Raw genomic sequence first — 21,985 nt, forward strand, 5'->3', positions numbered from 1 at the left:
CCCATCCAACACCCGGTGACTCAGGAGTCGGTGAGCTTGCTCCCACACGAGTAGGCGGCCGCGGTCACCGCGTCGAGCGCCGGCAGGGCGGCCGCGCGCGACGACCCGATGGCGTAGAACGCGAAGGTCAGGCGTGATCCGTCCGCGGCGTCGATGTACCCACCGAGGGTGTTGGCGCTGTCGATCCACCCGGTCTTCGCGTGCACCTTGCCGCGGGCGACGGCGTTCGCGCCGGTGAAGCGGCTGGCGAGGGTGCCGGACTGGCCAGACACGGGCAGGGCGTTCGCGAGGGTGCCGAGGCCCTTCGCACCGGCGGCGACCTGCACCATGAGGTGGGCGACGAAGTTCGGCGACACCGCGTTCGCGGCGCTCTCGCCCGAACCGTCCTTGATGACGATGCCGGCCGGGTCGACGCCGTAGGAGCCGAGCGCCGACCGGTACACCGAGGTCAGCGAGGCCGCCGAACCGTTCGAGCCGGACTCCTTCGACGACACCCGAGCGAGCATCTCGGCGAGGGTGTTGTCCGAGTTCGGGATCATCTGCCCGATCAGCGTCGACACCGGCTGCGACGACACCGTCGCTATGGTGTTCGTGCTGGTCGTGGCGCGCTTGACGATCTGTGCCGACCCCGCCTCGGCGACCCCGGCGTTCGCCAGTGCCGTCCGGAACGCGGTACCCGCACGGCCGACCGGGTCCTCGGACCGGGGCGAGGTCGCCGCAGCCGGGTTCGCCCGGTCACCGTCGACCATGAGCGCCGTGACCTTCGGCTGGTACCCGATGGTGCGTTCGGACACCGGCCACGTGGGGTCCCACGCGTCGGCGTCGCTCCAGTACGTGTCGTCGGTCACGATCGTGCTGACCGGGGTGTTGCCGACCTTCGCCTTGACCTGCTGGGCGAGCTGCGCGAGCGTCGGCGCCCCCGGGTAGACGGTGCCGCTGCCGGCCGACAGGGTGGCGTCGCCGTGCCCGACCAGCGCGATGGTCCCGGCGGACTCCTGCGTGACCGTGGTCGGGATGCGGTGGGTGCCCCCGAGCACGGCGAGCGCAGTCGCCGTCGTCAGGGTCTTCATGACGCTGCCGGTCTGGGCGGCCTTGTCACCGTCCTTCGAGAACAGGACCTCGCCGGTCTTCGCGTCCATGACGTAGCCCTCGAACGCGCCGAGACCGCTCGCCGACGCCGCGCCAGCGATCGAGCAGGTGCGCAGGGCGGAGGGACCGGCCGGGTCCTCCGGCACGGTGCGGGCGGCCGGGGTGGGTGTCGGCGTGCTCGTCGGACGCTTCGTGGTGGCGGCCGACCGGCTCGGCGTCGCGGCCGCGCTCGACGTGGCCGCCGGCGCGGCGGTCGTGCGCGTGTCCGGTGTCATGGCCGCCGCGACCGCGACGGCACCGCCGGAGCCGACCACCAGCAGCGCCGCGAGACCACCGGCGATCCACGGGACCGGACGACGCACAGCAGAGGCACGCACGGCGGCGACGGCGGCGCGGACACGCTCCGGGACGGAAGGCGGGGTGGACTGCTGATCGGACATCGCGACCGATCCTACGGAACTGCGGCAGGAGCCTCCAGACCGGATCGTCGCCCGGTGGACGACGGGACCCGGATCAGGGTGCTGTGGAGGGGTCGTCCGCCGGGTACCGGACCCCGACCTGGCGGCGGGCCTCGTCCATCACGGCCATGATCGCGACGGACTGTTCGGCGTCCATCGGGCCGCCCTCGTGCGCGCCCGAGGTGACCATCGCCTCGAACGCGCGGGCCTCGTGGCCGTAGCCGGCGAGCTCCTCGCGTGCGTCGAACTCCTCGACCACGACACCGTCGCGGTCCCGGATCCGCCACGTCGTCGGGGTGTACCAGGTCGAGTCGATGTCGATGCGCCCCGATTCCCCGATGACCGAGGCGGTGTTCGGGCTGCGCACGTCCATCCCGAAGTGCACCATCGACTGCGCACCGCCGTCGTGCGTCAGGACGAGGCCCATCTGCGTGTCGACCCCCTGCTCGCTCAGCGTGCCGGCCGCGACGAGCGAGGTGGGCACCCCCAGCACGTCGACGGCGAAGGACACCGGGTACACGCCCAGGTCGAGCAGGGCTCCACCGCCGAGGGCGGGATCGCGCAGCCGGTGCGACGGGTCGGTGGGCAGGGCCTGGTGGTGCGTCGCCTCGACGAGCACCGGACGGCCGATGCGCCCCTCGGCCAGGACCTCGCGGATCATCGCCATCTGCGGCAGGAACCGGGTCCACATCGCCTCGGTCACCGCGACGCCCGCTCGACGGGCAGCATCGACCACGGTCCGCGCCTCGGCCGCCGTCATCGTGAAGGCCTTCTCGACGAGGACGTGCTTGCCGGCGTGGATCGCGAGCAGGGCGTCCTCGGCGTGCCGGACGTGCGGGGTCGCGACGTACACGGCGTCGACCGTGTCGTCGGCGACGAGGTCTTCGTAGGAGCCGTGCGCCCGTGGGATGCCGAACTCCGCCGCGAACGCCTCGGCGCCGCCGCTTGTGCGACTGCCGACCGCCGTGAACTCGATGCCCGCGGGGACGCAGTCGCCCACGAAGGACCGGGCGATGCCGCCCGTGCCGATGACTCCCCAGCGAACCGTCATGCGGCCATGTCTACCAGGACTGGCCGCAGCACTTTGGTATGGACTCCACGGGTGATTGCCAGCTAACGTGCTCCACGATCCCCCATCCGGGGGTCACTCCTCCCCGAGTCGAAGGTGTGCAGGTCCTCCATGCGCCGTTCCGTCCTCTCCGTCGTCGCCACCAGCGCGGCGATCGTCCTCACGTCCACCCTCGTCGGCGGTCCGGCCAACGCACACGGGTGGGGCGACCCAGGACACGGACCGGGACACTCGCCGGGGCACTCCGCCGACGCCGGCTTGACGCCGCGCACCCACTTCACGATGGCTGCCGACGGCACGTCCGGTGCGACGCAGGGCGGCGAGGGCATCCCGAACATCGACTCCGTCAAGAAGACCATCGCCACCTACTACGGCGACCCCGGCACGGGTCTGGCGAACCGGACCGACTCCCCCTACATCCGCGAGATGCGATCGATCGTCGCCCGCCAGGGAGCGTCGCTGCAGCGCATCCACGACCGTGCCGTCCGGCACGGCCAGAAGCCCGCGATCGTCCTCGACGCCGACGACACCACCCTGTGGACGTACGACATGGAGGTCGCGGACATGCACTTCGTGTTCGACCCCGCACGGCAGGACGAGTGGGTGCAGGACGAGCGCTTCGCCGCCACCCCGTCCATGGTCGGCTTCGTCAACCGCGCCGCCGCGATGGGCTTCACCGTGTTCGGACTGACCGGCCGGAACGACGACCAGAAGACCGCGACCGTGCAGAACCTGTCGAAGGTCGGCTACACCGCGTTCACCGAGGACCACTTCTTCACGAAGTGGACCGGCAAGGGCGCCTCGCAGCAGCCGTCGTACGTGACCTGCGCCGCCGCGAGCTGCACGACCGTCGAGTACAAGGCCCTGACCCGCAAGCACATCGAGCAGGACCTCGGCTACGACATCACGCTGAACATCGGCGACCAGTGGAGCGACCTGCAGGGCGGGTACGCCGACCGGTCGCTCAAGCTGCCGAACCCCACGTACTACCTCCCCTCCGCCGATCTGCCCGGCGTCTCCGAGCCCCGGCTGTCCCCACGGACGCAGTTCACGATGGCGGCCGACGGCTCCTCCGGTGCGACCCAGTCCGGTGAGGGCGTCCCGAACATCGACTCCGTCAAGAAGACCATCGCCACGTACTACGGCGACCCCGGCACCGGAATCGCGAACCGCACCGACTCTCCCTACATCCGCGAGATGCGATCCGTCGTCCGCCGGCAGGCCCCCGTCGTCGCCGCCCAGTGCGCCGTCGGCCGCAAGCTGCACCGCAACCCCGCGATCGTGCTCGACGCCGACGACACCACGCTCTGGACGTACGACATGGAGGTCGCGGACATGCACTTCGTCTTCGACCCCGCACGGCAGGACGAGTGGGTGCAGGACGAACGATTCCCCGCGACCCCGTCGATGACCTCGCTCGTGTCGATCGCACAGCGTTCCGGCTGCACGGTCATCGGGCTGACCGGCCGGAACGCCGACCAGGAGACCGCGACCATCGACAACCTGCAGCGCGTCGGCTACCCGCAGTTCTCGGCCACGAAGCGCGGCACCGAGACGTACTACACGAAGTGGACCGGGGTGGGGGCGTCGCAGCAGCCGTCGTACATCACCTGCGCCACGGCGAAGTGCACCACCGTCGAGTACAAGTCGCAGACCCGGGCGCACATCGAGTCACGATCGGGCGGCCGGTACGACGTGGTCGCGAACTTCGGCGACCAGTACAGCGACCTGCTCGGGGGCTCGGCGGACCGCAGCGTCAAGCTGCCGAACCCGACGTACTACCTGCCCTGAGGCCGGCGCTCGCCCTCAGCGGCGGTGCTTGCCGAGCGCCGCGTCCGGCGCCGCCAGCGGGTGGTTGCGGAACCACCGCAGCAGGGCGCGCGCCTTGCTCGTGTCCGCGCTGCTGTCACCGTCGACCAGGAACGCGTCGAATCCGTCCGGCAGCGGCGTCTCCGCGTCGCGGTCGAACGCCATCGTCCACTCGCCGAAGCGCGGCGTGTGGATGCGCTCCTCCACGAGCAGGCCGACGTCGGTGTGGCGAGGGTCGTCGATGATGCGCTGGTAGGTCTCGAGCACGGCGTCCTCCGGGCCCTCCAACAGCTGCATGAAGCGGCCGTCCTTGTAGACGAGCAGACCGGACAGGCCGGACGCGGCGTTGCGTGACCTGGCGTGCTCGAGCAGCGCGTCCAGCCGTTCCTGGTCGAAGGGCTCGTCAGCGGCACTCATGTAGAGGAGGGACAACAGCATGACGACCTGACGACCTTTCGACGCGCGGAGTGGGCTCAGTCTCGATCGTGGCCGATGGACGTCGCTTCCGGGAATCCCCAGAACGGGGAAGAACGTGCGGTGATCCGCACCCGTCACCGAGGATCGTACGTGCGGACCCAGTCGATCTCGAGGTGGCCCGGGTCACCCCAGTTGCCGACCTGGAACATGTAGCGGTGCGGGGATGACGGGACGTTCCGGGCGACCGTGTACACCAGCTCGCCGTCGAGGTAGTAGTTGACCGCTCGGCCCGGGATCCACTCCGTCGTGTACGTGTGCCACGAGCTCCACGACACGCGCGTGTTGTAGTGGTCGAACCGCTTCTCGTGACCGGGGACCATCGAGTGGTGGAACACGCGGGGTGTGCTGTCGAAGTTGCCCTCGGGGAAGTTGACCTCGCCGTCGCCCCAGTCGTCCGACGTCGGCCACAGCATGACCGCGACACCGTTGTCGGCGCCGCCGGTCGCGCGCGCTCGGATGCTGAACGTCCCGCCCACGTGGGACCAGGCATCCTCCGGGGTGCCGAAGGTGCCAGCCGCACCGTGTTCGCCGTCCAGGGCGACGTCCATGTACCCGTCGTGCGCGCTGATCTGCGAACCCGACCAGTACCGTCCACCGGTGCCGTCCGGGTACGGCTGCCACGACTGCGCGTAGGTCGCAGCGAACGGTCCGTTCGCCGCTGCCGGTGTGTCGAAGTCGACCGAGAAGGTCGGCACCCGGCCGATCGTCGGGTCGGAGCGCACGGCCGGGCCGTCCGCGCGCAGTGGCGTCGCGTTCGCGCCCTGCCCCTGCGACGCGGCGGCTGCCGCCGAGCGGCTGGATTCGGGAACTGCGGCGGCGCTCACGGCGAGTGCCGCTGCCGCCGCACCCACGAGGACGATCATCGTCACACGGGTGAGCACGGTGCCTCCATCGGTCGTCCGCCGGAGGTGGCTGGGCGATGTGGTTCTTGCGCCGCAGGGAGCCCCGCGACGTCGTCACGCTATCCCGGGCCCCGTGCCCCTGTCTGTCCCGCAGCCGAAGCGTGCGGCTTCCCGCCAACAGAAAAATCCCCGGTCAGGACCTGATGCAGATCCGTGACCGGGGATGTGTTCCGAGCCGCCTGTCGGAATCGAACCGACGACCTATTCATTACGAGTGAATAGGAGCGGTAGGCTGGGGATACTCGGCGAGTGCCGTCTGTAGCAGCAAATGCCCGGATTCATGCGGATCGGGCTAACATCGAGAAGCGCAACCGCAAACACACGGTTGCCGTCAAGTGTGTGCACCAATGTGTGTACCGGGAGGAACAGTGCCGAGGAAGCGAGATTCCGGCGATGGGGGGCTCTACGCCATCCGCGGCGGCAAGCTCTACCGGGGCGTCATCGACGACGGGTTCCATCCCGATGGCCGCCGTCGCCAACGCGTTGTGACGTCGAAGACCAAGGAGGGTGCGCGCCGCAAGCTCGATGCGATCAAGAAGCAGATCCAGCAGCACGGCACTGCACTCGACACAAAGACAACGCTGGAGCAGTGGGCGACACACTGGCTTGAAACGGTCGGGAAGCCGAACCTCAAGCCCAACACCCTGCTCTCCTACGAGTCTGTCGCGCGGAACTGGATCGTCCCCACGATCGGCGCGAAGAAGGTCGCCTTCCTGAAGCCGTCCGACGTACGGATCATGACGAAGGCCGTCGCCGACGCCGGCCGTACATCCGCGACGTCGAGGAAGGCGTACCAGGTGCTGTCGCTCATGCTCGAGTCGGCCCGGGTCGAGGGCATTGCCTCGCGCAACGTATGCGAGGACGTCAACGCGCCGGTACAGGGCGAGTCGAACCGTGGCGCACTCAGCACCGAAGCGGCGCTGTCTGTCCTGAAGGTCGCCGCCGAGCACGATGACGGCACACGCTGGTGGGTCGCATTACTGAGCGGCCTGCGTCAGGGCGAGCGCATCGGTGCACGCCTCGACTCCCTCGACCTCGACTCCGAGAAGCCGACGATCGGCGTCGAATGGGCACTGTCCGAAGTGCCATTCGAACACGGCTGCGGGCGCATCGACGACGGCACCTGGCGCTGCGGCAAGACCCGTGCTGGTTCGTGCACAAACCGTCGGCTTCGGATCCCGGACGGCTTCGAGTACCAGCAGCTGAACGGCCGCCTTTGCCTCATCCGGCCGAAGTCCGGGAAGCCGAGGTACGTGCCGCTCATGCCGGCGCTCGCCGAAGCACTCCGTCGCTACCTGATCAAGACCGTCGACCGACCGAACCCCTACGGACTCATCTGGCGCAAGGCCAACGGCGAACCCTACCTGTGGGGTGAGGACGAGCAGACTTGGCGCGATCTGATGTTCGAGGCCGGCATCATCGAAGAGGACCAGCGTGCGCCTGGCTCCCCTGTGCCGACCACGCACTGGGCGCGGCACACGACCGCGACCGTGCTCATGGAGCTTGGCGTCGACGCGAAGATCATCGGCGAGATCGTGGGCCACCAGTCCGAAGCCGTCACCCGCCGATACCAGCACGTGTCGTCTGCTGCCGCACGCGCCGCGATGGACAAGCTTGGCTCGCACTTCGCTCTCGATGCTTGATCGGCAGGATCCCTATGTCATAACTCACATGAGACGGCCAGCATGGCGGGGCTTGCTTGGTTCGAGCGATGGTGAGAAGGTTTCGACACTGACGTGAGAGCCCCCTGAAGAAGACGACCACTGTGAGACAGAAGCAACTAAGATCAGAACCAAATGAACCTGAGTCCAGGTGATCTCCTCGTTGCGCGAGGCTGGAGCTGGAAGGCCGAGTACTCCCAAAAGCGTTGCAAAACGGACTACAAGGATCAGCTAGCGCAGGTGTCGAGAGGAGAGCTAGATGCAGACAAGGCTAGACCGAGCCTCTCGATATATACCATGTTGTATGATGGTTCTTGTACTGCAGACGAACTCGCATCGACTTTGGCAGACTACGTTGCGACGAAGCTCTCTTCCGCCCGTCACATCGGTTTCGTAACCTGGAATCAGCTTGACGATGCAGGTTTCAACATGGCCAAGTCGGAGCCCCCGCAGCACCATTGGGACCTGTTCATAGAGAATCTCGACGAGATAGAAGAGTTTGAAAAGCTCTTTTCCATGTTTGAGAACGATGACAAGAGAAGGCTAAACAGATGAACGGCATCCAACTTCGGATGACGCAGAGCGTGGTCGCGCAGCCGCGCTTCGAAGTCGATCCGAACCAAACTAGCCGCCGCAACCCACTTTGGAGTACCGCTGAGCTTTCCGAGGGCCCGAATGTCTCGGTCGGACAGACTGTCACGGTCGTGCAGCCCGACGATGAGGATTCGGAGTTCGTCGGGAGGGCGATTGTCGAATACATCGATCGCGAATTCGAGCTTGTGTATCTTCGCGTAGACTGGAAATCATTCCATACCGTGCAAGCGGCTTGGTCGGTAGAAAACTTCTCTAGCCCTGCGTCCTTCTCTAACCTCATTGGCGAGGTGGCCAAGCGTGCTATTGGAGTAAACATGCCTTGGGTTGGTAATGCAACTACCGCTCGCAGTCGAACGATTCTCGCCGCGTGAAATTTTCTGGGGCGATCCTCTGCGACGCAGCGACTGTTCGTGAGGGACTCCTGCACATCCTCGGAGGAGGGCTAAATGTGCTGGATCGGCGTGCCTTTCCTGCGCCGCTCGGAGCGGAACTTGCACTGCTGGCAAGGCTTGAGCGGTCCAGCACTGGCGAGCTCATCGACACTGAGTCGAGCATTCGCGTACTCATCTCGAAAGCCGAGGGTAATAAAGAACGAGTGGCAGAGGTGCGGGCGGACTTCAAGGTTGAGAACGACCCGGGATCGTTCGGCGCTGTGGCACCACTCGTCTTTCCCATCAGCGACGTCGCAATCCCCGAGCCCGGGCAATATCAACTTGAGGTCTTGACTGGAGACGCTCGAGAGGTGCTGTATTTCACCGCGCGACACTTGCCAGAGGAACCGGCGCTCTAGGATCGGATTGGCGCTTCCATCACCATCTAGAAAAGCTACCGGACTGCAGTCTGGTGGCTTCTTTGTGCCCGAGGATTGAAGTGCGCGCCCATGGCCTGGCACTAGTACTGATTGCGCCAATCAGGAATGGTGCAAAATCGGTGCTATGCCGCATCGTCCAATCGACCTCAACGAAAAGCAGCTGCGCGTCCTCCGCTGGGTCGAGCGGAGCTGCCCGGATGGTGAGCACGTTGACGACAACTACGGCCACCGCATCACGGCGAAGGCGGGGGAACGTGGAGTACCTCGAAACCAGCCGTGCTGAAGCGATCAAATCTGCTTGCCGACAAGACCTCGCGGACCAGAGATAGGCCCGTCCAGGCAGCTGACGGACCGTTCGGACCTTAAATGACCCGGCCGCCAGTTCCTCCCTGCTCGGCGGAGCATGTTTGGTGCATGAACCTTGACGACATGAACACTGCTGACCAAGCAGCGGAGTACCTCAAGCTGACCCCGGAGAAGCTCAAGCAACTCGCTCGGGCACGGGAGATCGGTTACGTGAAGGCCGGCCGATCATATCTTTTCTCGCGTGAGGCAATCCAAGAGTGGGTGCGTCGGAACTCCCTTGAGGCGAAGCCTGAGACCCCAAACCCCTGGGGCCTGACCGATCGCGCACTGAAGCGGCAACGCGACGGGAACAGTCGTGTCAATCGAGGGTTCCCGCGCTAGACACGACACAGCACTATCCGGATCCGCCTGGGCCAGCAGGCTTGGCATCTCGGCAAGTCCGGTCCGACCGTCCGGTGGTCAACGCTGGCGCTGCCCCATCTGCCGTCGCGATAATCAGCCACAATGCTTGTCATGGGGCGTGCCGGAAATCACCTGAACGACAAGCAAACCAGCGTGCTCCGGTGGGTGGCTGACGGCGCTCCTCCCGACGCGTATCCGGAGGGTGACTACGCGCATCGCATCACCGCGAAGGCGCTTGCGAGTCGCGGTCTGGTGCGGGTCGAGGGCCATGGCACCTCCTGGCGCGCGACATTGACTGATGCGGGCGCATCACGCGTCGCTCAACTTGGGTGGGCACCCTCTTCACCTGCCGATGGAGCTGGCAAGTCCGACGATGATGTGGTCGACCTCCTACACCGTGTCGAGGCGGCCGGTGGGCGGCTCGAGGTCGACGACCGCGAGGACGACGTTGATTACCCGAAGCTCGTCTGGCGCTTCAACAAGAGCGAGCGCCGGCCCCGGGGCAAGGAGCTTCACCTCTCCCACCCCAGCTGGAAGGACCAGAGACAGCTGCGTCTGGAGTACCGGGACTGGTTCTGGGACCTGATCGAGATCCCAGAGGTCCAGGCGGTCGCCTCGAAGTCCCACCTTGGCCCGCTCGCGAAGGCCTTCCTGTCGAACCACGACGATCAGTTCGTCAGCAAGGAGTCGCTCCCTCGCGCGGCCCGCGTGCTCGAAGCAATCGCGAGGCACGCCGCAACCACTGGCATTGAGGCCCGAGATCCGCGAGCAGTCGACGAGGAAAAGAAGCGGAACGGCGGTGACGTTCGCGGGTGGAGCGGCCATCTCGAGCTCACCGCTGGCTCGGTGAGCCTCCGAGTACAGATCCGGGAGACGCCCGGCGCAGGTAGCGAGAAATTCAACTACTACCCCGACGGCGATTTCGACCGCAGGGTGTATGACCGGATACAGCGGCTCCCGACCTGGCAACGAAACCGGAACCACGCATTCGTTCCGACCGGACGACTCGAACTGCGCGTTGCTCGACCAGGGTTCAGCTTCGACGGGCACAAGCTGAAGGACACGAAGTCCTCGGCGGTGGAGGACCGACTCGGCGAGATCTTCCAGCATCTCGAGGTTCTACGCCGCGAAAGCGAGGAAGCCAAGCGGAAGGCACGTGAATTCGAGGATCGGAAGAAGCAAGACTGGGACGCCGCGATGAACCGTGCTCGAGTGCTCTTCCGGGCGTCACAAGAGGAAAGCCTGTTGGTCGAGCAAGCGTCGACCTGGCGGAAGCATCAGGAGGTTGCCGCCTTCGTTACAGAACTCAGCCGGCGCGATGATGGAAGCGACCCTGCGCTGCGTCAGTGGATTGAGACCGGTGAACGCGTCGCCCGACGCCTTGACGCTTTCGGTGCCTTGGCGACGCCAGAGTTTCCGAAGCCGACCGCTCAAGACCTAGAGCCGTTCCTGGACGGCTGGAGCGCGTGGGGCCCGACGCACTCGGCAACTCCGTTCCGTTAGGGGCGTGCTGCGGGTCTTACTTCGTACGAGTGCCCGCGGCGTCAGTTGAGCTATCTCCCGCGCCCTCCGGTTCAGTCCCGGCGGTAGCGCGGAGCTCCGCCTGCATGCGGCGGACACGCTGCTCCACCTCACGCAGCAGAGTGATGCTGTCGAACTGAGCGAGAGTGTCCTGCAGGGCTACCCGCGCGTCATAGGCCGCTTGCTGTTGATCAAGCCGGTACTCATCGTCGAGATCGGGATTCGGCTCGTAGGGCGGATCTGCCGCAGCCTCCGCATCGAGTACCGCCTGCTGGCGCAGCCACTCTTCCCGAAAGTCCTCGAAGGACGTCCCATCTTCGGGATTCATCTCTCGGTGCTCCACATACGCAAGCTCGTTGCCGAGCACGCGCTGCACCTTGTACGCGGACTTCGGCGGGACACCCTTCGATTCCCAGTTGACGATCGTCTTCTGATGCACGCCAATGGCGTCGGCAAGCTCTTGCTGCGTCCAGTTGCGCAGGGCGCGAGCGTCTTTGAGTTCCGTCCACGTGATGATCACAGTCCGATTCTAGGCAACGAGGGACAAGAAGAGCAACTGTAGATCGGCTTCACTACGGTGACTTACGCGATATATCCTTGCCATGCTTGCTACTTCTATCCTTCTTGCCTACTCTGGTCTCATGCAGACACGACGACTCAACGGAACGGCTCTACGGACCATCCGGGAGCTGTCGGGCCTCCGCCACGGGCAGTTCGCCAAGCGGGCGGAGCTCGACCCCGGATACCTCACCAAGCTCGAGAACGGCTCCCGCCAGCCGTCGCCAGCGGTGCTCCGGCGACTCGCTGACGCACTCGGCGTTTCCTTCGAAGCCATCTCCTTCCCGGTGGTGGTTGAGGAGTCGACCGTTGGAGCAGCGGCATGACCGCCGGCTCCGCGGTACGAATCGAGTTCGCGCCGGCCCTCTTCACACGGGAGCTCGCGGCGTACTACCTCAGCTGCTCCCTCCGTGACATAGATGACCTCCGATCGAAGGGTGAACTGATCCCCGTCGGAGAGACCAAGCGGATCAAGTTCCGCAAGGAGGATCTCGACCGCCACGCGGCGAACCTCGCCGAGCGCTCTTAGCCGCTCCCCACATCTTCCGATCGAACGCGCCGTGCGGACGGCGCTGACCGGCGCGCCTGGACACGGCTCCCACAGGAGCACGCCCTCGCCGCATCAGCACCTTGAGAACTCAACAGCGTGAACACAGCAAGACACACACTTCCGTCGCAGCGACGGGGCACCACCACGAGCGCACTGCGCCGGGTGTCGAACTGCTGCGACAGCCCGTCCCCAGGAGTCGACGCGCAAGCGGCGGCGGGGGCACATCGGGATCGGCACCCGATGGCGGGCACCAGGACGCCGACGTTCCCCCACGCCGACGTCCGTTCCCTCTCTCGAACCGACGGCACTCGCCATGGAAGGAGTCCCCATGCACGCCCTCAAGGAATGGCTGAGCGCAATCGCGTTCTTCGCTGCAGTCCTCGCAGCCCTGTTCCTGCCGTCCGCTCTCTGAGCCTCACAGACCCAAAGCAAAAGGCCCCGTCGGCGCTGGAACGCCCGGGGCCAAATCGTTCTAGGAGAACAACCAATGTCTATCCTCCCACACAGCACGTTTGTCCGCCGCAGCCGCCGCAAGGCCCGACGCGACGTCCGAATCATGGCAGGCAACATCAAGCGCGCAGCCGGACGCCAGGGCCTCACCAACATCCTCACGCTGTCGAAGGCCGCGGGTATCCCCCTCCACCGTGTCACCTTGATGTGGCTCGGCGTGAACATGAACGTCGTCGAGATGACCGGCTACATGCTCCGACTCGACCTCAGCGTGGACAACCTTTTCGCCGGTACCGGCGACCAGGATGTGGCCGCATGACCCCCGCTCGGAACCGCGCCGGGGCATCCCTCAAGCACCTGCGCACCAGCCACAACGTCTCGCAGCCGCTCGTGGCCGCTATGGCGGGGACCAGCACCGCCTACTTGGCGAAGGTGGAGGACGGGTTGATCGCGCCGACCACCAGCTACGCACGCAAAGTAACCGAAGCCATCGTCCGGCTCATGCAGGATCCACCCAAGCCGTGCTCAGTTCTCGGTTGCAACAACACAAAGCACATCGACGGGGTGGACGGACGGGGTGGCGCACCCGACCTGCATCACGCTGACGAGAAGCGCGGCGAGGGGTGGATCGTCTCCGTCGAACGAGTCGACGGCCAGGATCGTGAGTGGTCCGTCTACGCCGAAGTCTCGGACGACATGGCGCTCACTGCAACGCACTTCCTGGCGTTCTCTGCTGCGTACCAGGAAGCGTCCGCGTACGCCGCCGTACTCAACGGACGAGGGGCGGTCATCCGATGACTGTCTACGTTGCAGATGCACCCGTCTGGGCAGAGCTCTCCGAGAACGACGTCATCACGCTCGACGGTCGCGATCGGTACGTCATCGACCACTACGGGACGGTCGCGGCGATTCCGCTCCCCGGCACTCCCTTGCGGGTTGGCGCTCTCTCCACATTCGACGTCAACGTCCACCGGTGCGACGTAATCGACGAAGCCGACAGCACCAAAGCTCACCCCGGCGCTTACCGCGTCACTGCTGGCGTCGGTGCGGCGGAATCGACGCTCAACAGCCTCAGCGACCTCGAGAAGTTCGCCCGGAGCTTGCTCGCCGCAGCAGCGGCAGTCCGAGCGGTACTCGCCAATGACGTACGGGCAATCTCAAAGGAGGACTCCTGATGGCACATAAAGCGACGACATGGGCGTGGGAGGCGAATCTGCCCGGCACACGAAAGCTCGTTCTCCTCGCGCTCGCCGACATGGCCGACGAGTACAACTCCTGCTACCCGGGGCAGGAACGTCTCGCAGAGATGACGAGCATGGCAGTGAGCACGGTCCGGCGCTCGCTCGGCGAGTTGGAGCGGGACGGTCTGATCGTCCGAGCACGCCGTGCCCGACAGGACGGCACGCGCACCAGTGACCGATACCGACTGGTGGTTGGCGCACAACCGGTCAGATTGACCTCAGGTCAATCTGATGCGCCCAACCGGTCAAACGCGACGCGCTCAACCGGTCAGCCTGACCGCGCTTATGAACCCTCTAGTAATGAACCCCCAGAGGAATCACCAGATAAGCGCATCTACCCCGAAGCGTTCGAGGAAGCGTGGGCGCACTGGCCCCGGAAGAACGACAAGGCGCGGGCGCTGCAGCAGTGGCAGGCGGTGAGGAAGAAGCACCCCCGCATCGACCTGACCGCCGCGATCATCGCGCACGGTGACGCGCACGTCGCGGCGGGCACCCCGCAGCGGTTCGTGCCTTACCTCAAGACGTGGCTCAGCGGTGACGGGTGGGAGAACTCGCTACCCGAGCCGCACCCGTCAGCCCCACCGCGGAAGCTCAGCAACGCTGAGATCGCCGCCCTCGAATACCAGCGACTCTACGGAGGTCCCGATGGATCAGCAAGACGCGTTCCGGCTCTTGGGCCGGGCGTCGGCGGTCGATAACCGCAAGGTCACGCAGCTCGCCGCAATCGTCTGGGCGGAGACGCTGCCGGACATGTCGTACGACGAGGCCGCGGACCTGATGAACGAGTTCCGCCGCGACAACCCCGGTGTCTACCTCGAGCCAGGCCACCTGCAGCGGCAGAAGCGGATCCGCCTCGCTCGGACCAGGGAAGCCCGTGGACCGCACCCGCTCCCGCCGGCAGGGCAACGGTGGGCGGTCGACGCGATCGAGAACGACCCCGAGTACTCCGCACCGGGCGGGGTGCTCGAGGCGAGCCATGACGACGCGGGCTGAGCTCCGCCGGCAGCGGGACGAAGCCCGTGCCCGCGCCGCCGAGCACCGCCAAGAAGCCAACCAGTTGCGCGAGCGGCTGATGTACGTGACCGGCTCGTTCACCGCGGACCAGTACGGCGAGGTCGGGAAGGAGACCGATGGGTAGGGCATCATTCGACCGAGTCGTCGGCGCGTTCCACGACCGGGGCCTCATCGTGCAGATGCGCGGCAACGAGGCGGCCGAGGCGCAGGCCCCCGGGCACTCGGCGAAGGACCGATCGGTGTCGATCCGCTCGGTCGAGGGGCAGACCCTCATCCACTCGCACTCCGACCCCACCCCGGACGTCCTCGCCGAGCTCAACCTGTCCATGCAGGACCTGTTCGACGAGCAGAAGGGCGTCGAGTACAAGTACCACGACGGCCGGGTCGTACACCGGTCCCCCGACAAGCGGTTCCGGCAGTCCGGCAACACGAAGGGCCGGGACCTGTACCGCGTCGAGCGGGTCGGTCAGGCCGACCCGGTGTGGATGGCCGAGGGCGAGAAGGACGTCCACGCACTCGAATCGCTGGGCCTCGTCGCAGTCTGCACGGCGATGGGCGCTGGCAAGGCGGCGATGTTCGACCTCGCCCCGCTGCACGGCAAGAAGGTGCTCCTCGTCCGCGACATGGACGAGCCCGGTATGAAGCACGCGCTGCAGGTCCAGGAACTCCTCGACGGGAAGTCGGAAGTCGTCGTCCTCGAACCGATCGTCGGGAAGGACGCCGCGGACCACATCGCAGCAGGCCACACCTGGCAGGAGTTCCGCCTGGCCCGTCTGCCGGAACCCGAGGTCGAACCGGAGCCGGTGAACGAGGAGTTCGAGCGTCAGGTCGCGTACGAGATGGAACGCCTCGAGGTGAAGGACGAGGTGCGCCGGCGCAGGTCCGCAGTCGGGGCGGCCGTCCTGCAGCCGCTGTACCTCGACGAAGTCCTCGCCGTGCCCGACTCCCAGAACTGGCTCATCCCCGGCCTGCTCGAGCGTCGCGATCGGCTCGTCCTCACCGGCTCCGAGGGGTCCGGGAAGAGCTACTTCACCCGCCAGGTCGCAATCGCTGCGGCATCCGGATTGCACCCGTTCGACGGCCGACAGATCGAACCGGTCCGCGTCCTCGCGATCGACGCCGAGAACACCGTCCTGCAGTGGTCCCGGAACACCCGCTACGTCGTGAACATGGCCCGCACGTACGGCCGCGTCGACCCTGGCCGACAGGTGCTCGTCTCGGCGGGGATCCGGCTCGACCTCACCCGCCAGGCCGACGTCGACCAGGTCCACCGGCTCATTGACCGCCACAAGCCCGACATGCTCCTCATCGGCCCGCTGTACAAGCTCGTCCCCCAGGCCATCAACAACGACGATGACGCAGCCCCGCTCATCGTCGCGCTCGACGGCTTCCGGGAACGCGGCGTCGCGATGCTCATGGAAGCGCACGCCGGACACGGCAAGTCCCTCGGCGGCGAACGCGACCTGCGCCCCCGCGGCTCCGCAGCGCTGCTCGGCTGGCCCGAGTTCGGCTTGGGACTCCGCACCCTCGAGGACGATGACTCGATGGTCACCGTCGTCCGGTGGCGCGGCGACCGCGACCCCCGCGACTGGCCCCACCGCCTCCGCCGCGGAATCGCCGGCGAGATGCCGTGGATGCCCGCCTAACCAACGACGCTACGCCGGGGCTCTCCGCTCAGCACGACGTCGAGAACGTTGAGCTCTCGCCATCGCTCAAGACGGATCGAGATGTGGCCACTCTGCACGTGCCCGTTCCAGGAAAGCCTGGGGCTCGGTGGTCCAGCGTTCAATCATCAGCTTCGTCGTCGTCGCCATGAGCGGGATATGCCCACGATTAGCCGGGCGCAGAAGCTCCTGAATCAGATTGAGGAGCCAGTCGAGCCCGAGGCGATCGCTCGCACTGAGGGAGCCCGCGAAGGTGCTCGCCGCCGAGATGATGTCGGCCTCGTCTCGATCGTTCATGTGAGCCGCTGTACCCGGACGGATCTCAGGCACCCCGAAGTGAGTAGGCAGGCTTTGCGGCTCGGTCAGGTCCCACTCGCGAACTCGAACGAGATCAAGCAACTCGACAGCAACGCGCTGCCGAGCCTCGAATCGTCCGCTGCGTTCCTCGCGCTCCTCGGCAGCTGAAGCCAACTCATGCCCACGGCGTGCAACGCGAAGAGCAGCCACACCGATGACGACAGATCCACCACCTGTCAGCAGCGGCAACCCGATGTCCTTTACCCAGTCGTACAAGTTGTGCACGTCTGGACCCTACCGATAGCCAACCTCAACGGCGAGTGCCCTACTTGGGGCGCTCGCCGCGATACCCGCAAGGAGCGCCCTTGACCATCGAAGCAACCACCGATGTCGCCCCCTCGGCAGCCACCGCCCTCGCAGCGACGCACGTCCGCGCGAAGCTCGCCACCGTCGCTGACCTCGTCGCGTACGTCCGGGGGCTCGTCGTCCCGGGCGGCGCGCAGCCTTCGGACGGTCAGCCCCGGGCGTCCAGCTCGGAGGCTCCCTTCCCCATCCGCGTCGACCCGCTCGAGGCGTCCGACTGGACGTACGCACACCTGCTGAACTGGGTGCGCTACTGGTCCACCGAACTGCAGATCCAGCCCCCGGTGACCGCGACATACGCCTGGGCGACCCACGGCGGCCCCCAGGGGTTCCGGTCCACCGTCACCCCCGAGGGCGCGCACGGCCTCACCGCGACGCTCGCGACGTGGCTCCTGCTGCACCACGACGCGATCCGTCGTCAGCCCGACGCCGGCCAGTACTTCGCGCAGCTCGACGAGGTGCTGGGGCAGCTGCAGGGGCGGTTCCCGACAAAGGCACCGCAGGCTCGTCCGGTTCTGCCGCGCGAGTGCCCGGTGTGCAGCGAACCGAAGATGCGAATCGAGCGTCGGTCGGAGACGGTCACGGACATCTCCATCGTGTGCGGCTACTGCGGGTTCGAGGGCGACGCGAAGGCGCTCATGAAGGAGCCGAACGTGCGGTCCCTGCTCGCCGACATCCGCGTCGAGGAAGCCCCGCCGTCCGCCGAGTGGTGGACGAAGCAGCAGGCGGTGGACGAGATGCGGATCACTTTGCGGACCCTGAACCGGTACATCCAGAACGAGGGCCTGGCGACCCACACGAAGGACGGCGTCGTGTGGGTCCGCGCCGAAGGCGTCCGGGATATCTGGCGAGAGAAGCAGGTGCGGCGGCTCGCGACGAACATGCGCCGCGCGGTCGGTGCGGAACCGGCTCCCCCGGCCGACATCGATGTCTAGGAGCGTAGGCGGGCGGCGAACAACCGCCGCCCGCCTACGCGAATCGGAGCGACGCCCGACGTGGGACACACCACACCCGCGCAGTTGTGCGCCTGTCCAAAGTGCGGTTAAGATGTCCGTGACATCGCATGCCCGCCCGGATCACTCCGGCGGGCATTACTTGTACTGCCTGCTTCAGGCTGGTACTCCGCGCCCCTAGCTCAGCGGAAGAGCAACGAGCTTCTACCTCGAAGGTCGGCAGTTCGAATCTGCCGGGGCGCTCTAATGTGGGCGATGGTCGCGCAGGAAGTCCTCATACCTGACGTCTTCGCTCCACAATCCGAACATGTCGTCAAGGCGAAGCAGTCCCACTTCGGGCTTCCAACCCGCCCCGAAAGGACCGACCTTGGCCGGCAGCACATCCGCCACGCACTCGTAAGCAGAGCCGTTCTCCTCGGGCGTCGAGCCACCAACCGGCGATGCTTCCGGTTCAGGCTCGTTTCGTGTCATGGGTGCAAAGTACCGCCCACGAACGATCGGCTCAACTCCGGCACCACCACCGCCGACCCTTGCGCGGTTTAGGCATAACCACCGGCGACACCACCACGCCGTCGCGGTCTGTCTGCCACTACGCACCGCACGACCCACACGTCGCCTTGTAGAACGACTCAATCGCAAGCGGCTTCTCGCCAGGAGCCTCGTACTTCACAACCGCGACACCGCCACAGGCATCGAGGACACAGTTCACCAGATGCACGACTTCTACTGTGCACCGCTTCGCGCGTCGAGGCATCGTCTCAGTGGCCCGAGGCAGTGACACCGCGCCGGCGGTGACCGTCAGGTGGCAGGCCAGGGGGAGAGCTCCAGGAGCTTCTCAATCTGAGCCCGGAGATGCTCGTCCGCTGCCGCAGCCATCCTCTCGACCAGGTCGCGGTAGTTCTTCGCGGTCGCCTTGTTGAATCGAGCGGGAGTACTCGCGGAGTGCACTACCTCTCCACGGTCGGTCACTAGCTTCTCGAGTAGCCTCTTGTCGTCGGCGTTGAGAGCACTGATGAAGTCGATTCCAACCGGTTCGAACAGCAAGATGATCTGCTTCACCCGAGCGGTGTTCATCCCGAATTTGTTCGAGTCCGGTTCCCCCTTAGCTCGGCTCCTAACGTTCCGCACCCAGAGCTCTCGCCACCCAGGGTGCACAGCGAGTTCCCATGTCGTCGGTTTGCTCTCCTCAATCGACTTGCGAACCGCTACGGGTACTGCCGACTCTTCGACGGATCGCGCGAGGATCTGGGGCTCAGGCTGTGTACGGGTCTGGGGATTCCACGACCGGGAGCATCGGCAGGACCACGAACGAGTTGCTGACGATGGCACCCGACAGGTTGATCATCACCTGAACGTCGAGTTCGAGATCGGCGTTGTTGCCGTACTTGAGGATCAGGGCCGCGCCCTTCCCCACGGACAGCGACAACATGTCACCGTCCTCGGCCGCTGCCAGATGTACGTGCAGCTGGAACCTCGCGTCCGGGTGCTCTGCGAGGAGCACGTCGAGGTGGAACAGGCTCAAGTCCGGAAGGTCGACCTCAACACCGGGCCCGTAAATCAGTTTCCCCATGTGGTCAGCCTATGCGGGTGAGCCTTCGCCAGACATCAAACGCTCACTCGAGACAGAAGGGCGTGATCAACCCAGGACGGGAGGAACGCCATGCCCGGTCGTGGACCCGCTCCAAAGGCTGCGAACAAGCGAGCCCGACGCAACGCCGAGCCGACGACGATGCGGATCCTGCCGGCGATCATCGCCGAGCAGCCCGAGCTGCCGACACGCTACAAAGCGAAGGACGACGAAGACGGCACCTGGCGCGACGAGGACGACTGGCCGATCGTCACGGTCCGCTGGTGGGCGATGTGGCGCGATTCCCCGCTTGCCGCCGCGTTCACGTACAACGACTGGTCGTTCCTGATGGATACCGCCCTGCTGCACGCGGAGTTCTGGGAGGGCAACGTCAAGCTCGCCCCCGAGCTCCGGCTGCGCGAAGCGAAGTTCGGCGCTACCCCCGAAGACCGCGCACGGCTCCGGATCACGTTCGCGCAGGCCGAGGAGGCCGAGACGAAGACCGCCACCCGGCGCGCGAGCTCGCGTGACCGGTTCGGCGGTGTGGCGCTGCCGCAGGAAGCGACGGGAGACTGATGCCCTGGCGACCGCTCGATGGCGAGACGTTCCCCACGCTCGGCTACCACGTCGCCGACCAGATGGCCGAGTACCTCGAATACGTCGTCTCTCGCGAGCAGCTCGAGTTCCTGGTGCGCCTGTACGAGATCGACCCGGCGACCGGCCGGCGGGTGAAGGCCCGCGCCGTGATCCAGCGCCCCCGAGGCTGGGGCAAGTCCCCGCTGCTCGCATCGATCGGGATCAGCGAAGCGCTGTTCGAGGTCGTCCCCGATGGGTGGGACGCCGACGGGCAGCCCGTCGCGCGCCCCTGGGCCGACTTCAAGAGCATCATCAACGTCCCGATCACCGCGACCTCCGACGACCAGGTGCAGAACACGTGGGCACCGATGCTCGAGATGGCGCGCACCGACGCGCTCGTCAACGAGTTTGACGTCGACCCGATGGACACCTTCATCGGGATCCCGGGCGGCAAGATCGAGCCCCGCACGTCGTCGGGACGCTCGATCAAGGGTCTGCCCGGCCAGGTCGCGGCGATCATGGACCAGACCGAGGAGTGGGTCCGCGGCAACGGCGGCATCCGCCTCGCCCAGAACATCCGCGACAACTCGACGAAGGCGTCCGGCGTCGTGATCGAGTCGCCGAACGCGTTCACCCCGGGTGAGAACTCGGTCGCCGAAGCATCGGCGCGCGACTGGGACCTGATCAAGTCGAAGAAGTACGTCGACCTCAGCAAGGCGCGGCAGATCCACTACGACCACCGCGAGGCCCCGCCGGAGACCGACCCCACGGATTCGGCGTCGCTCGAGTACGGGCTGCGGTACGCGTACGGCGACAGCTCGGACCACCCCGACGGCTGCGTCATCCACGATCCGCCGTGCGAGCCCGGCTGGGCACCGATCGAGCGGCAGATGCTGGCGTTCCTCGACACGTCGAACGACCCGCAGTCGCTCCGCGCGAACTTCCTCAACCAGATCACCCACGCGACGAACTCGTTCGTCTCGTCGCCCGACCTCCGCGCGATCCAGGACCTCGACAAGGTCATCACGAAGACCGAACCGGTCACGCTCGGATTCGACGGCTCGGAAGGGCGCAAGCCCGGCCGCGGCACCGCCGACTCGACGGTCCTGGTCGGCTACTCCGTCGCCCAGAAGCACCTCTTCAAGATCGGCGTCTGGGAGCAGCCCGACGGACCCAAGGGCGACGGATGGCGACCGCCGGTGCTCGAGGTCGAGGCGGCCGTCCGGCAGGCGTTCAAGGACTACAACGTCGTCGGGTTCTACGCCGACCCGTCCGCGGGCTGGGCCGGCCACGTGAAGACGTGGGAGGCCGATTACGCGAAGCGGCTCAAGGTCCGCATGTCCCGCGAAGAGCCGATCCGGTGGCGGCAGAAGGACCTCGCCCGCACGACCGGCACGTTCGATCAGCTCGAGTCGGCCATCAGCGCCGGCGACATCACCTACGACGGCTCTCCCGAGCTCACGTCCCACTTCCTCAACGCCCGCCGCGACCCTCGCCGGTCCGGGTACGTGCTGAAGAAGCCGGACGAGGACCAGGACGGCTCCAAGATCGACGCGACCTGGGGCGCGATGTTCGCCTACGCGGCCGGCATCGATGCCCTCGGCGCGAAGCTCACGAAGAAGAAGACCGTCGCCCGCCGCATCTACTGAGAAG

At 66.3% G+C, this 21,985-nt stretch carries 28 protein-coding genes and 1 tRNA gene; 20 read left to right on the top strand and 9 right to left on the bottom strand.

Annotated elements, in window-relative coordinates; all coding sequences use genetic code 11:
• Positions 1–20 precede the first annotated feature (20 nt).
• Positions 21–1,529 carry a D-alanyl-D-alanine carboxypeptidase/D-alanyl-D-alanine-endopeptidase gene (gene dacB, locus ABH929_RS06310; RefSeq protein WP_404560517.1) on the bottom strand — a complete coding sequence of 503 codons (1,509 nt, stop codon included), beginning with the start codon at positions 1,527–1,529 and terminating at the stop codon, positions 21–23.
• 73 nt (positions 1,530–1,602) lie between these two features.
• Positions 1,603–2,598: a Gfo/Idh/MocA family protein gene (locus tag ABH929_RS06315; RefSeq protein ID WP_404560518.1), complete on the bottom strand. Its 996-nt coding sequence runs from the start codon at positions 2,596–2,598 to the stop codon at positions 1,603–1,605.
• 129 nt (positions 2,599–2,727) lie between these two features.
• Between ABH929_RS06315 and ABH929_RS06320 the strand changes: the two genes are divergently transcribed.
• The gene (locus ABH929_RS06320) at positions 2,728–4,407 is read left to right on the top strand and encodes an HAD family acid phosphatase (RefSeq protein ID WP_404560519.1); all 1,680 of its coding nucleotides are present in this window, start codon (positions 2,728–2,730) and stop codon (positions 4,405–4,407) included.
• A gap of 15 nt (positions 4,408–4,422) precedes the next feature.
• Here the strand turns inward: ABH929_RS06320 and ABH929_RS06325 are convergent, their stop codons facing one another.
• Positions 4,423–4,863, bottom strand: a complete 441-nt coding sequence (locus ABH929_RS06325) for a BLUF domain-containing protein (protein ID WP_123338900.1) — start codon at positions 4,861–4,863, stop codon at positions 4,423–4,425.
• 113 nt (positions 4,864–4,976) lie between these two features.
• A complete protein-coding gene (locus ABH929_RS06330) occupies positions 4,977–5,783 on the bottom strand; it encodes a glycoside hydrolase family 16 protein (protein ID WP_404560520.1) in 807 nt (268 codons plus the stop codon).
• A 389-nt stretch (positions 5,784–6,172) separates the two neighbouring features.
• On the opposite strand from ABH929_RS06330, the gene ABH929_RS06335 reads away from it, so the two are divergent.
• The 6 genes from ABH929_RS06335 (at position 6,173) to ABH929_RS06360 (ending at position 11,081) form a co-directional block, all read left to right on the top strand.
• A complete protein-coding gene (locus ABH929_RS06335) occupies positions 6,173–7,447 on the top strand; it encodes a tyrosine-type recombinase/integrase (RefSeq protein WP_404560521.1) in 1,275 nt (424 codons plus the stop codon).
• 153 nt (positions 7,448–7,600) lie between these two features.
• A complete protein-coding gene (locus tag ABH929_RS06340) occupies positions 7,601–8,020 on the top strand; it encodes a hypothetical protein (protein WP_404560523.1) in 420 nt (139 codons plus the stop codon).
• The gene (locus ABH929_RS06345; protein ID WP_404560524.1) at positions 8,017–8,430 is read left to right on the top strand and encodes a hypothetical protein; all 414 of its coding nucleotides are present in this window, start codon (positions 8,017–8,019) and stop codon (positions 8,428–8,430) included. The genes ABH929_RS06340 and ABH929_RS06345 overlap by 4 nt, the downstream gene beginning before the upstream one ends.
• Positions 8,427–8,849, top strand: a complete 423-nt coding sequence (locus ABH929_RS06350; protein ID WP_404560525.1) for a DUF6941 family protein — start codon at positions 8,427–8,429, stop codon at positions 8,847–8,849. Before ABH929_RS06345 ends, ABH929_RS06350 begins: the two co-directional genes overlap by 4 nt.
• Before the next feature lie 450 nt (positions 8,850–9,299).
• Positions 9,300–9,557 carry a helix-turn-helix domain-containing protein gene (locus tag ABH929_RS06355; RefSeq protein WP_404560880.1) on the top strand — a complete coding sequence of 86 codons (258 nt, stop codon included), beginning with the start codon at positions 9,300–9,302 and terminating at the stop codon, positions 9,555–9,557.
• Positions 9,558–9,689: 132 nt separating this feature from the next.
• Positions 9,690–11,081 carry a hypothetical protein gene (locus ABH929_RS06360; protein WP_404560526.1) on the top strand — a complete coding sequence of 464 codons (1,392 nt, stop codon included), beginning with the start codon at positions 9,690–9,692 and terminating at the stop codon, positions 11,079–11,081.
• 16 nt (positions 11,082–11,097) lie between these two features.
• On the opposite strand, the gene ABH929_RS06365 is transcribed toward ABH929_RS06360, so the two are convergent.
• Positions 11,098–11,619: a helix-turn-helix transcriptional regulator gene (locus ABH929_RS06365; RefSeq protein ID WP_404560527.1), complete on the bottom strand. Its 522-nt coding sequence runs from the start codon at positions 11,617–11,619 to the stop codon at positions 11,098–11,100.
• 121 nt (positions 11,620–11,740) lie between these two features.
• On the opposite strand from ABH929_RS06365, the gene ABH929_RS06370 reads away from it, so the two are divergent.
• The 9 genes from ABH929_RS06370 to ABH929_RS06410 all read left to right on the top strand — a co-directional run bounded on the left by ABH929_RS06370 (position 11,741) and on the right by ABH929_RS06410 (position 16,558).
• Positions 11,741–11,983, top strand: a complete 243-nt coding sequence (locus ABH929_RS06370; RefSeq protein ID WP_404560529.1) for a helix-turn-helix domain-containing protein — start codon at positions 11,741–11,743, stop codon at positions 11,981–11,983.
• Positions 11,980–12,186 (top strand): hypothetical protein, encoded by a 207-nt coding sequence (locus tag ABH929_RS06375; RefSeq protein ID WP_404560531.1) that lies wholly within the window; start codon positions 11,980–11,982, stop codon positions 12,184–12,186. The genes ABH929_RS06370 and ABH929_RS06375 overlap by 4 nt, the downstream gene beginning before the upstream one ends.
• Positions 12,187–12,694: 508 nt before the next feature.
• The gene (locus tag ABH929_RS06380) at positions 12,695–12,976 is read left to right on the top strand and encodes a hypothetical protein (RefSeq protein ID WP_404560532.1); all 282 of its coding nucleotides are present in this window, start codon (positions 12,695–12,697) and stop codon (positions 12,974–12,976) included.
• A complete protein-coding gene (locus tag ABH929_RS06385; protein WP_404560533.1) occupies positions 12,973–13,455 on the top strand; it encodes a helix-turn-helix domain-containing protein in 483 nt (160 codons plus the stop codon). The genes ABH929_RS06380 and ABH929_RS06385 overlap by 4 nt, the downstream gene beginning before the upstream one ends.
• A complete protein-coding gene (locus ABH929_RS06390; RefSeq protein ID WP_404560535.1) occupies positions 13,452–13,832 on the top strand; it encodes a hypothetical protein in 381 nt (126 codons plus the stop codon). The genes ABH929_RS06385 and ABH929_RS06390 overlap by 4 nt, the downstream gene beginning before the upstream one ends.
• Entirely contained in the window at positions 13,832–14,596 is a 765-nt protein-coding gene (locus ABH929_RS06395) for a helix-turn-helix domain-containing protein (protein ID WP_404560536.1), read from the top strand. The genes ABH929_RS06390 and ABH929_RS06395 overlap by 1 nt, the downstream gene beginning before the upstream one ends.
• On the top strand, positions 14,544–14,891 hold the full coding sequence (locus ABH929_RS06400) for a hypothetical protein (protein ID WP_404560537.1): 348 nt from the start codon (positions 14,544–14,546) through the stop codon (positions 14,889–14,891). The genes ABH929_RS06395 and ABH929_RS06400 overlap by 53 nt, the downstream gene beginning before the upstream one ends.
• A complete protein-coding gene (locus ABH929_RS06405) occupies positions 14,875–15,036 on the top strand; it encodes a hypothetical protein (RefSeq protein ID WP_404560539.1) in 162 nt (53 codons plus the stop codon). Before ABH929_RS06400 ends, ABH929_RS06405 begins: the two co-directional genes overlap by 17 nt.
• Positions 15,029–16,558 carry an AAA family ATPase gene (locus tag ABH929_RS06410; RefSeq protein ID WP_404560540.1) on the top strand — a complete coding sequence of 510 codons (1,530 nt, stop codon included), beginning with the start codon at positions 15,029–15,031 and terminating at the stop codon, positions 16,556–16,558. Before ABH929_RS06405 ends, ABH929_RS06410 begins: the two co-directional genes overlap by 8 nt.
• A 66-nt stretch (positions 16,559–16,624) precedes the next feature.
• Here the strand turns inward: ABH929_RS06410 and ABH929_RS06415 are convergent, their stop codons facing one another.
• Positions 16,625–17,158, bottom strand: a complete 534-nt coding sequence (locus ABH929_RS06415) for a hypothetical protein (RefSeq protein ID WP_404560541.1) — start codon at positions 17,156–17,158, stop codon at positions 16,625–16,627.
• An 80-nt stretch (positions 17,159–17,238) separates the two neighbouring features.
• Between ABH929_RS06415 and ABH929_RS06420 the strand changes: the two genes are divergently transcribed.
• Positions 17,239–18,171, top strand: a complete 933-nt coding sequence (locus ABH929_RS06420) for a hypothetical protein (RefSeq protein ID WP_404560542.1) — start codon at positions 17,239–17,241, stop codon at positions 18,169–18,171.
• Between the two features lie 189 nt (positions 18,172–18,360).
• Positions 18,361–18,432: transfer RNA gene (locus ABH929_RS06425), tRNA-Arg, on the top strand.
• Here ABH929_RS06425 and ABH929_RS06430 read toward each other — a convergent pair.
• The 3 genes from ABH929_RS06430 to ABH929_RS06440 all read right to left on the bottom strand — a co-directional run bounded on the left by ABH929_RS06430 (position 18,433) and on the right by ABH929_RS06440 (position 19,759).
• Positions 18,433–18,660: a hypothetical protein gene (locus ABH929_RS06430; protein ID WP_404560544.1), complete on the bottom strand. Its 228-nt coding sequence runs from the start codon at positions 18,658–18,660 to the stop codon at positions 18,433–18,435.
• Between the two features lie 327 nt (positions 18,661–18,987).
• Positions 18,988–19,248 (bottom strand): hypothetical protein, encoded by a 261-nt coding sequence (locus tag ABH929_RS06435; protein WP_404560546.1) that lies wholly within the window; start codon positions 19,246–19,248, stop codon positions 18,988–18,990.
• Between the two features lie 193 nt (positions 19,249–19,441).
• Positions 19,442–19,759: a hypothetical protein gene (locus tag ABH929_RS06440; protein ID WP_404560548.1), complete on the bottom strand. Its 318-nt coding sequence runs from the start codon at positions 19,757–19,759 to the stop codon at positions 19,442–19,444.
• 90 nt (positions 19,760–19,849) lie between these two features.
• Between ABH929_RS06440 and ABH929_RS06445 the strand changes: the two genes are divergently transcribed.
• A complete protein-coding gene (locus ABH929_RS06445; protein ID WP_404560550.1) occupies positions 19,850–20,332 on the top strand; it encodes a hypothetical protein in 483 nt (160 codons plus the stop codon).
• Positions 20,332–21,981 (top strand): hypothetical protein, encoded by a 1,650-nt coding sequence (locus tag ABH929_RS06450; RefSeq protein ID WP_404560552.1) that lies wholly within the window; start codon positions 20,332–20,334, stop codon positions 21,979–21,981. Before ABH929_RS06445 ends, ABH929_RS06450 begins: the two co-directional genes overlap by 1 nt.
• The last annotated feature ends 4 nt before the right edge of the window (positions 21,982–21,985 follow it).

It is taken from the genome of Curtobacterium sp. AB7 (assembly GCF_044909335.1).
Classification (GTDB): domain Bacteria; phylum Actinomycetota; class Actinomycetes; order Actinomycetales; family Microbacteriaceae; genus Curtobacterium.

What these genes read in the sequence shown, in the direction of transcription:
- dacB (WP_404560517.1), bottom strand. Translation starts at nt 1,529, where the DNA reads ATGTCCGATCAGCAGTCCACCCCGCCTTCCGTCCCGGAGCGTGTCCGC.
- ABH929_RS06315 (WP_404560518.1), bottom strand. Translation starts at nt 2,598, where the DNA reads ATGACGGTTCGCTGGGGAGTCATCGGCACGGGCGGCATCGCCCGGTCC.
- ABH929_RS06320 (WP_404560519.1), top strand. Translation starts at nt 2,728, where the DNA reads ATGCGCCGTTCCGTCCTCTCCGTCGTCGCCACCAGCGCGGCGATCGTC.
- ABH929_RS06325 (WP_123338900.1), bottom strand. Translation starts at nt 4,863, where the DNA reads ATGCTGTTGTCCCTCCTCTACATGAGTGCCGCTGACGAGCCCTTCGAC.
- ABH929_RS06340 (WP_404560523.1), top strand. Translation starts at nt 7,601, where the DNA reads ATGAACCTGAGTCCAGGTGATCTCCTCGTTGCGCGAGGCTGGAGCTGG.
- ABH929_RS06345 (WP_404560524.1), top strand. Translation starts at nt 8,017, where the DNA reads ATGAACGGCATCCAACTTCGGATGACGCAGAGCGTGGTCGCGCAGCCG.
- ABH929_RS06355 (WP_404560880.1), top strand. Translation starts at nt 9,300, where the DNA reads ATGAACACTGCTGACCAAGCAGCGGAGTACCTCAAGCTGACCCCGGAG.
- ABH929_RS06360 (WP_404560526.1), top strand. Translation starts at nt 9,690, where the DNA reads ATGGGGCGTGCCGGAAATCACCTGAACGACAAGCAAACCAGCGTGCTC.
- ABH929_RS06370 (WP_404560529.1), top strand. Translation starts at nt 11,741, where the DNA reads ATGCAGACACGACGACTCAACGGAACGGCTCTACGGACCATCCGGGAG.
- ABH929_RS06375 (WP_404560531.1), top strand. Translation starts at nt 11,980, where the DNA reads ATGACCGCCGGCTCCGCGGTACGAATCGAGTTCGCGCCGGCCCTCTTC.
- ABH929_RS06380 (WP_404560532.1), top strand. Translation starts at nt 12,695, where the DNA reads ATGTCTATCCTCCCACACAGCACGTTTGTCCGCCGCAGCCGCCGCAAG.
- ABH929_RS06385 (WP_404560533.1), top strand. Translation starts at nt 12,973, where the DNA reads ATGACCCCCGCTCGGAACCGCGCCGGGGCATCCCTCAAGCACCTGCGC.
- ABH929_RS06390 (WP_404560535.1), top strand. Translation starts at nt 13,452, where the DNA reads ATGACTGTCTACGTTGCAGATGCACCCGTCTGGGCAGAGCTCTCCGAG.
- ABH929_RS06395 (WP_404560536.1), top strand. Translation starts at nt 13,832, where the DNA reads ATGGCACATAAAGCGACGACATGGGCGTGGGAGGCGAATCTGCCCGGC.
- ABH929_RS06400 (WP_404560537.1), top strand. Translation starts at nt 14,544, where the DNA reads ATGGATCAGCAAGACGCGTTCCGGCTCTTGGGCCGGGCGTCGGCGGTC.
- ABH929_RS06405 (WP_404560539.1), top strand. Translation starts at nt 14,875, where the DNA reads ATGACGACGCGGGCTGAGCTCCGCCGGCAGCGGGACGAAGCCCGTGCC.
- ABH929_RS06410 (WP_404560540.1), top strand. Translation starts at nt 15,029, where the DNA reads ATGGGTAGGGCATCATTCGACCGAGTCGTCGGCGCGTTCCACGACCGG.
- ABH929_RS06430 (WP_404560544.1), bottom strand. Translation starts at nt 18,660, where the DNA reads ATGACACGAAACGAGCCTGAACCGGAAGCATCGCCGGTTGGTGGCTCG.
- ABH929_RS06440 (WP_404560548.1), bottom strand. Translation starts at nt 19,759, where the DNA reads ATGGGGAAACTGATTTACGGGCCCGGTGTTGAGGTCGACCTTCCGGAC.
- ABH929_RS06445 (WP_404560550.1), top strand. Translation starts at nt 19,850, where the DNA reads ATGCCCGGTCGTGGACCCGCTCCAAAGGCTGCGAACAAGCGAGCCCGA.
- ABH929_RS06450 (WP_404560552.1), top strand. Translation starts at nt 20,332, where the DNA reads ATGCCCTGGCGACCGCTCGATGGCGAGACGTTCCCCACGCTCGGCTAC.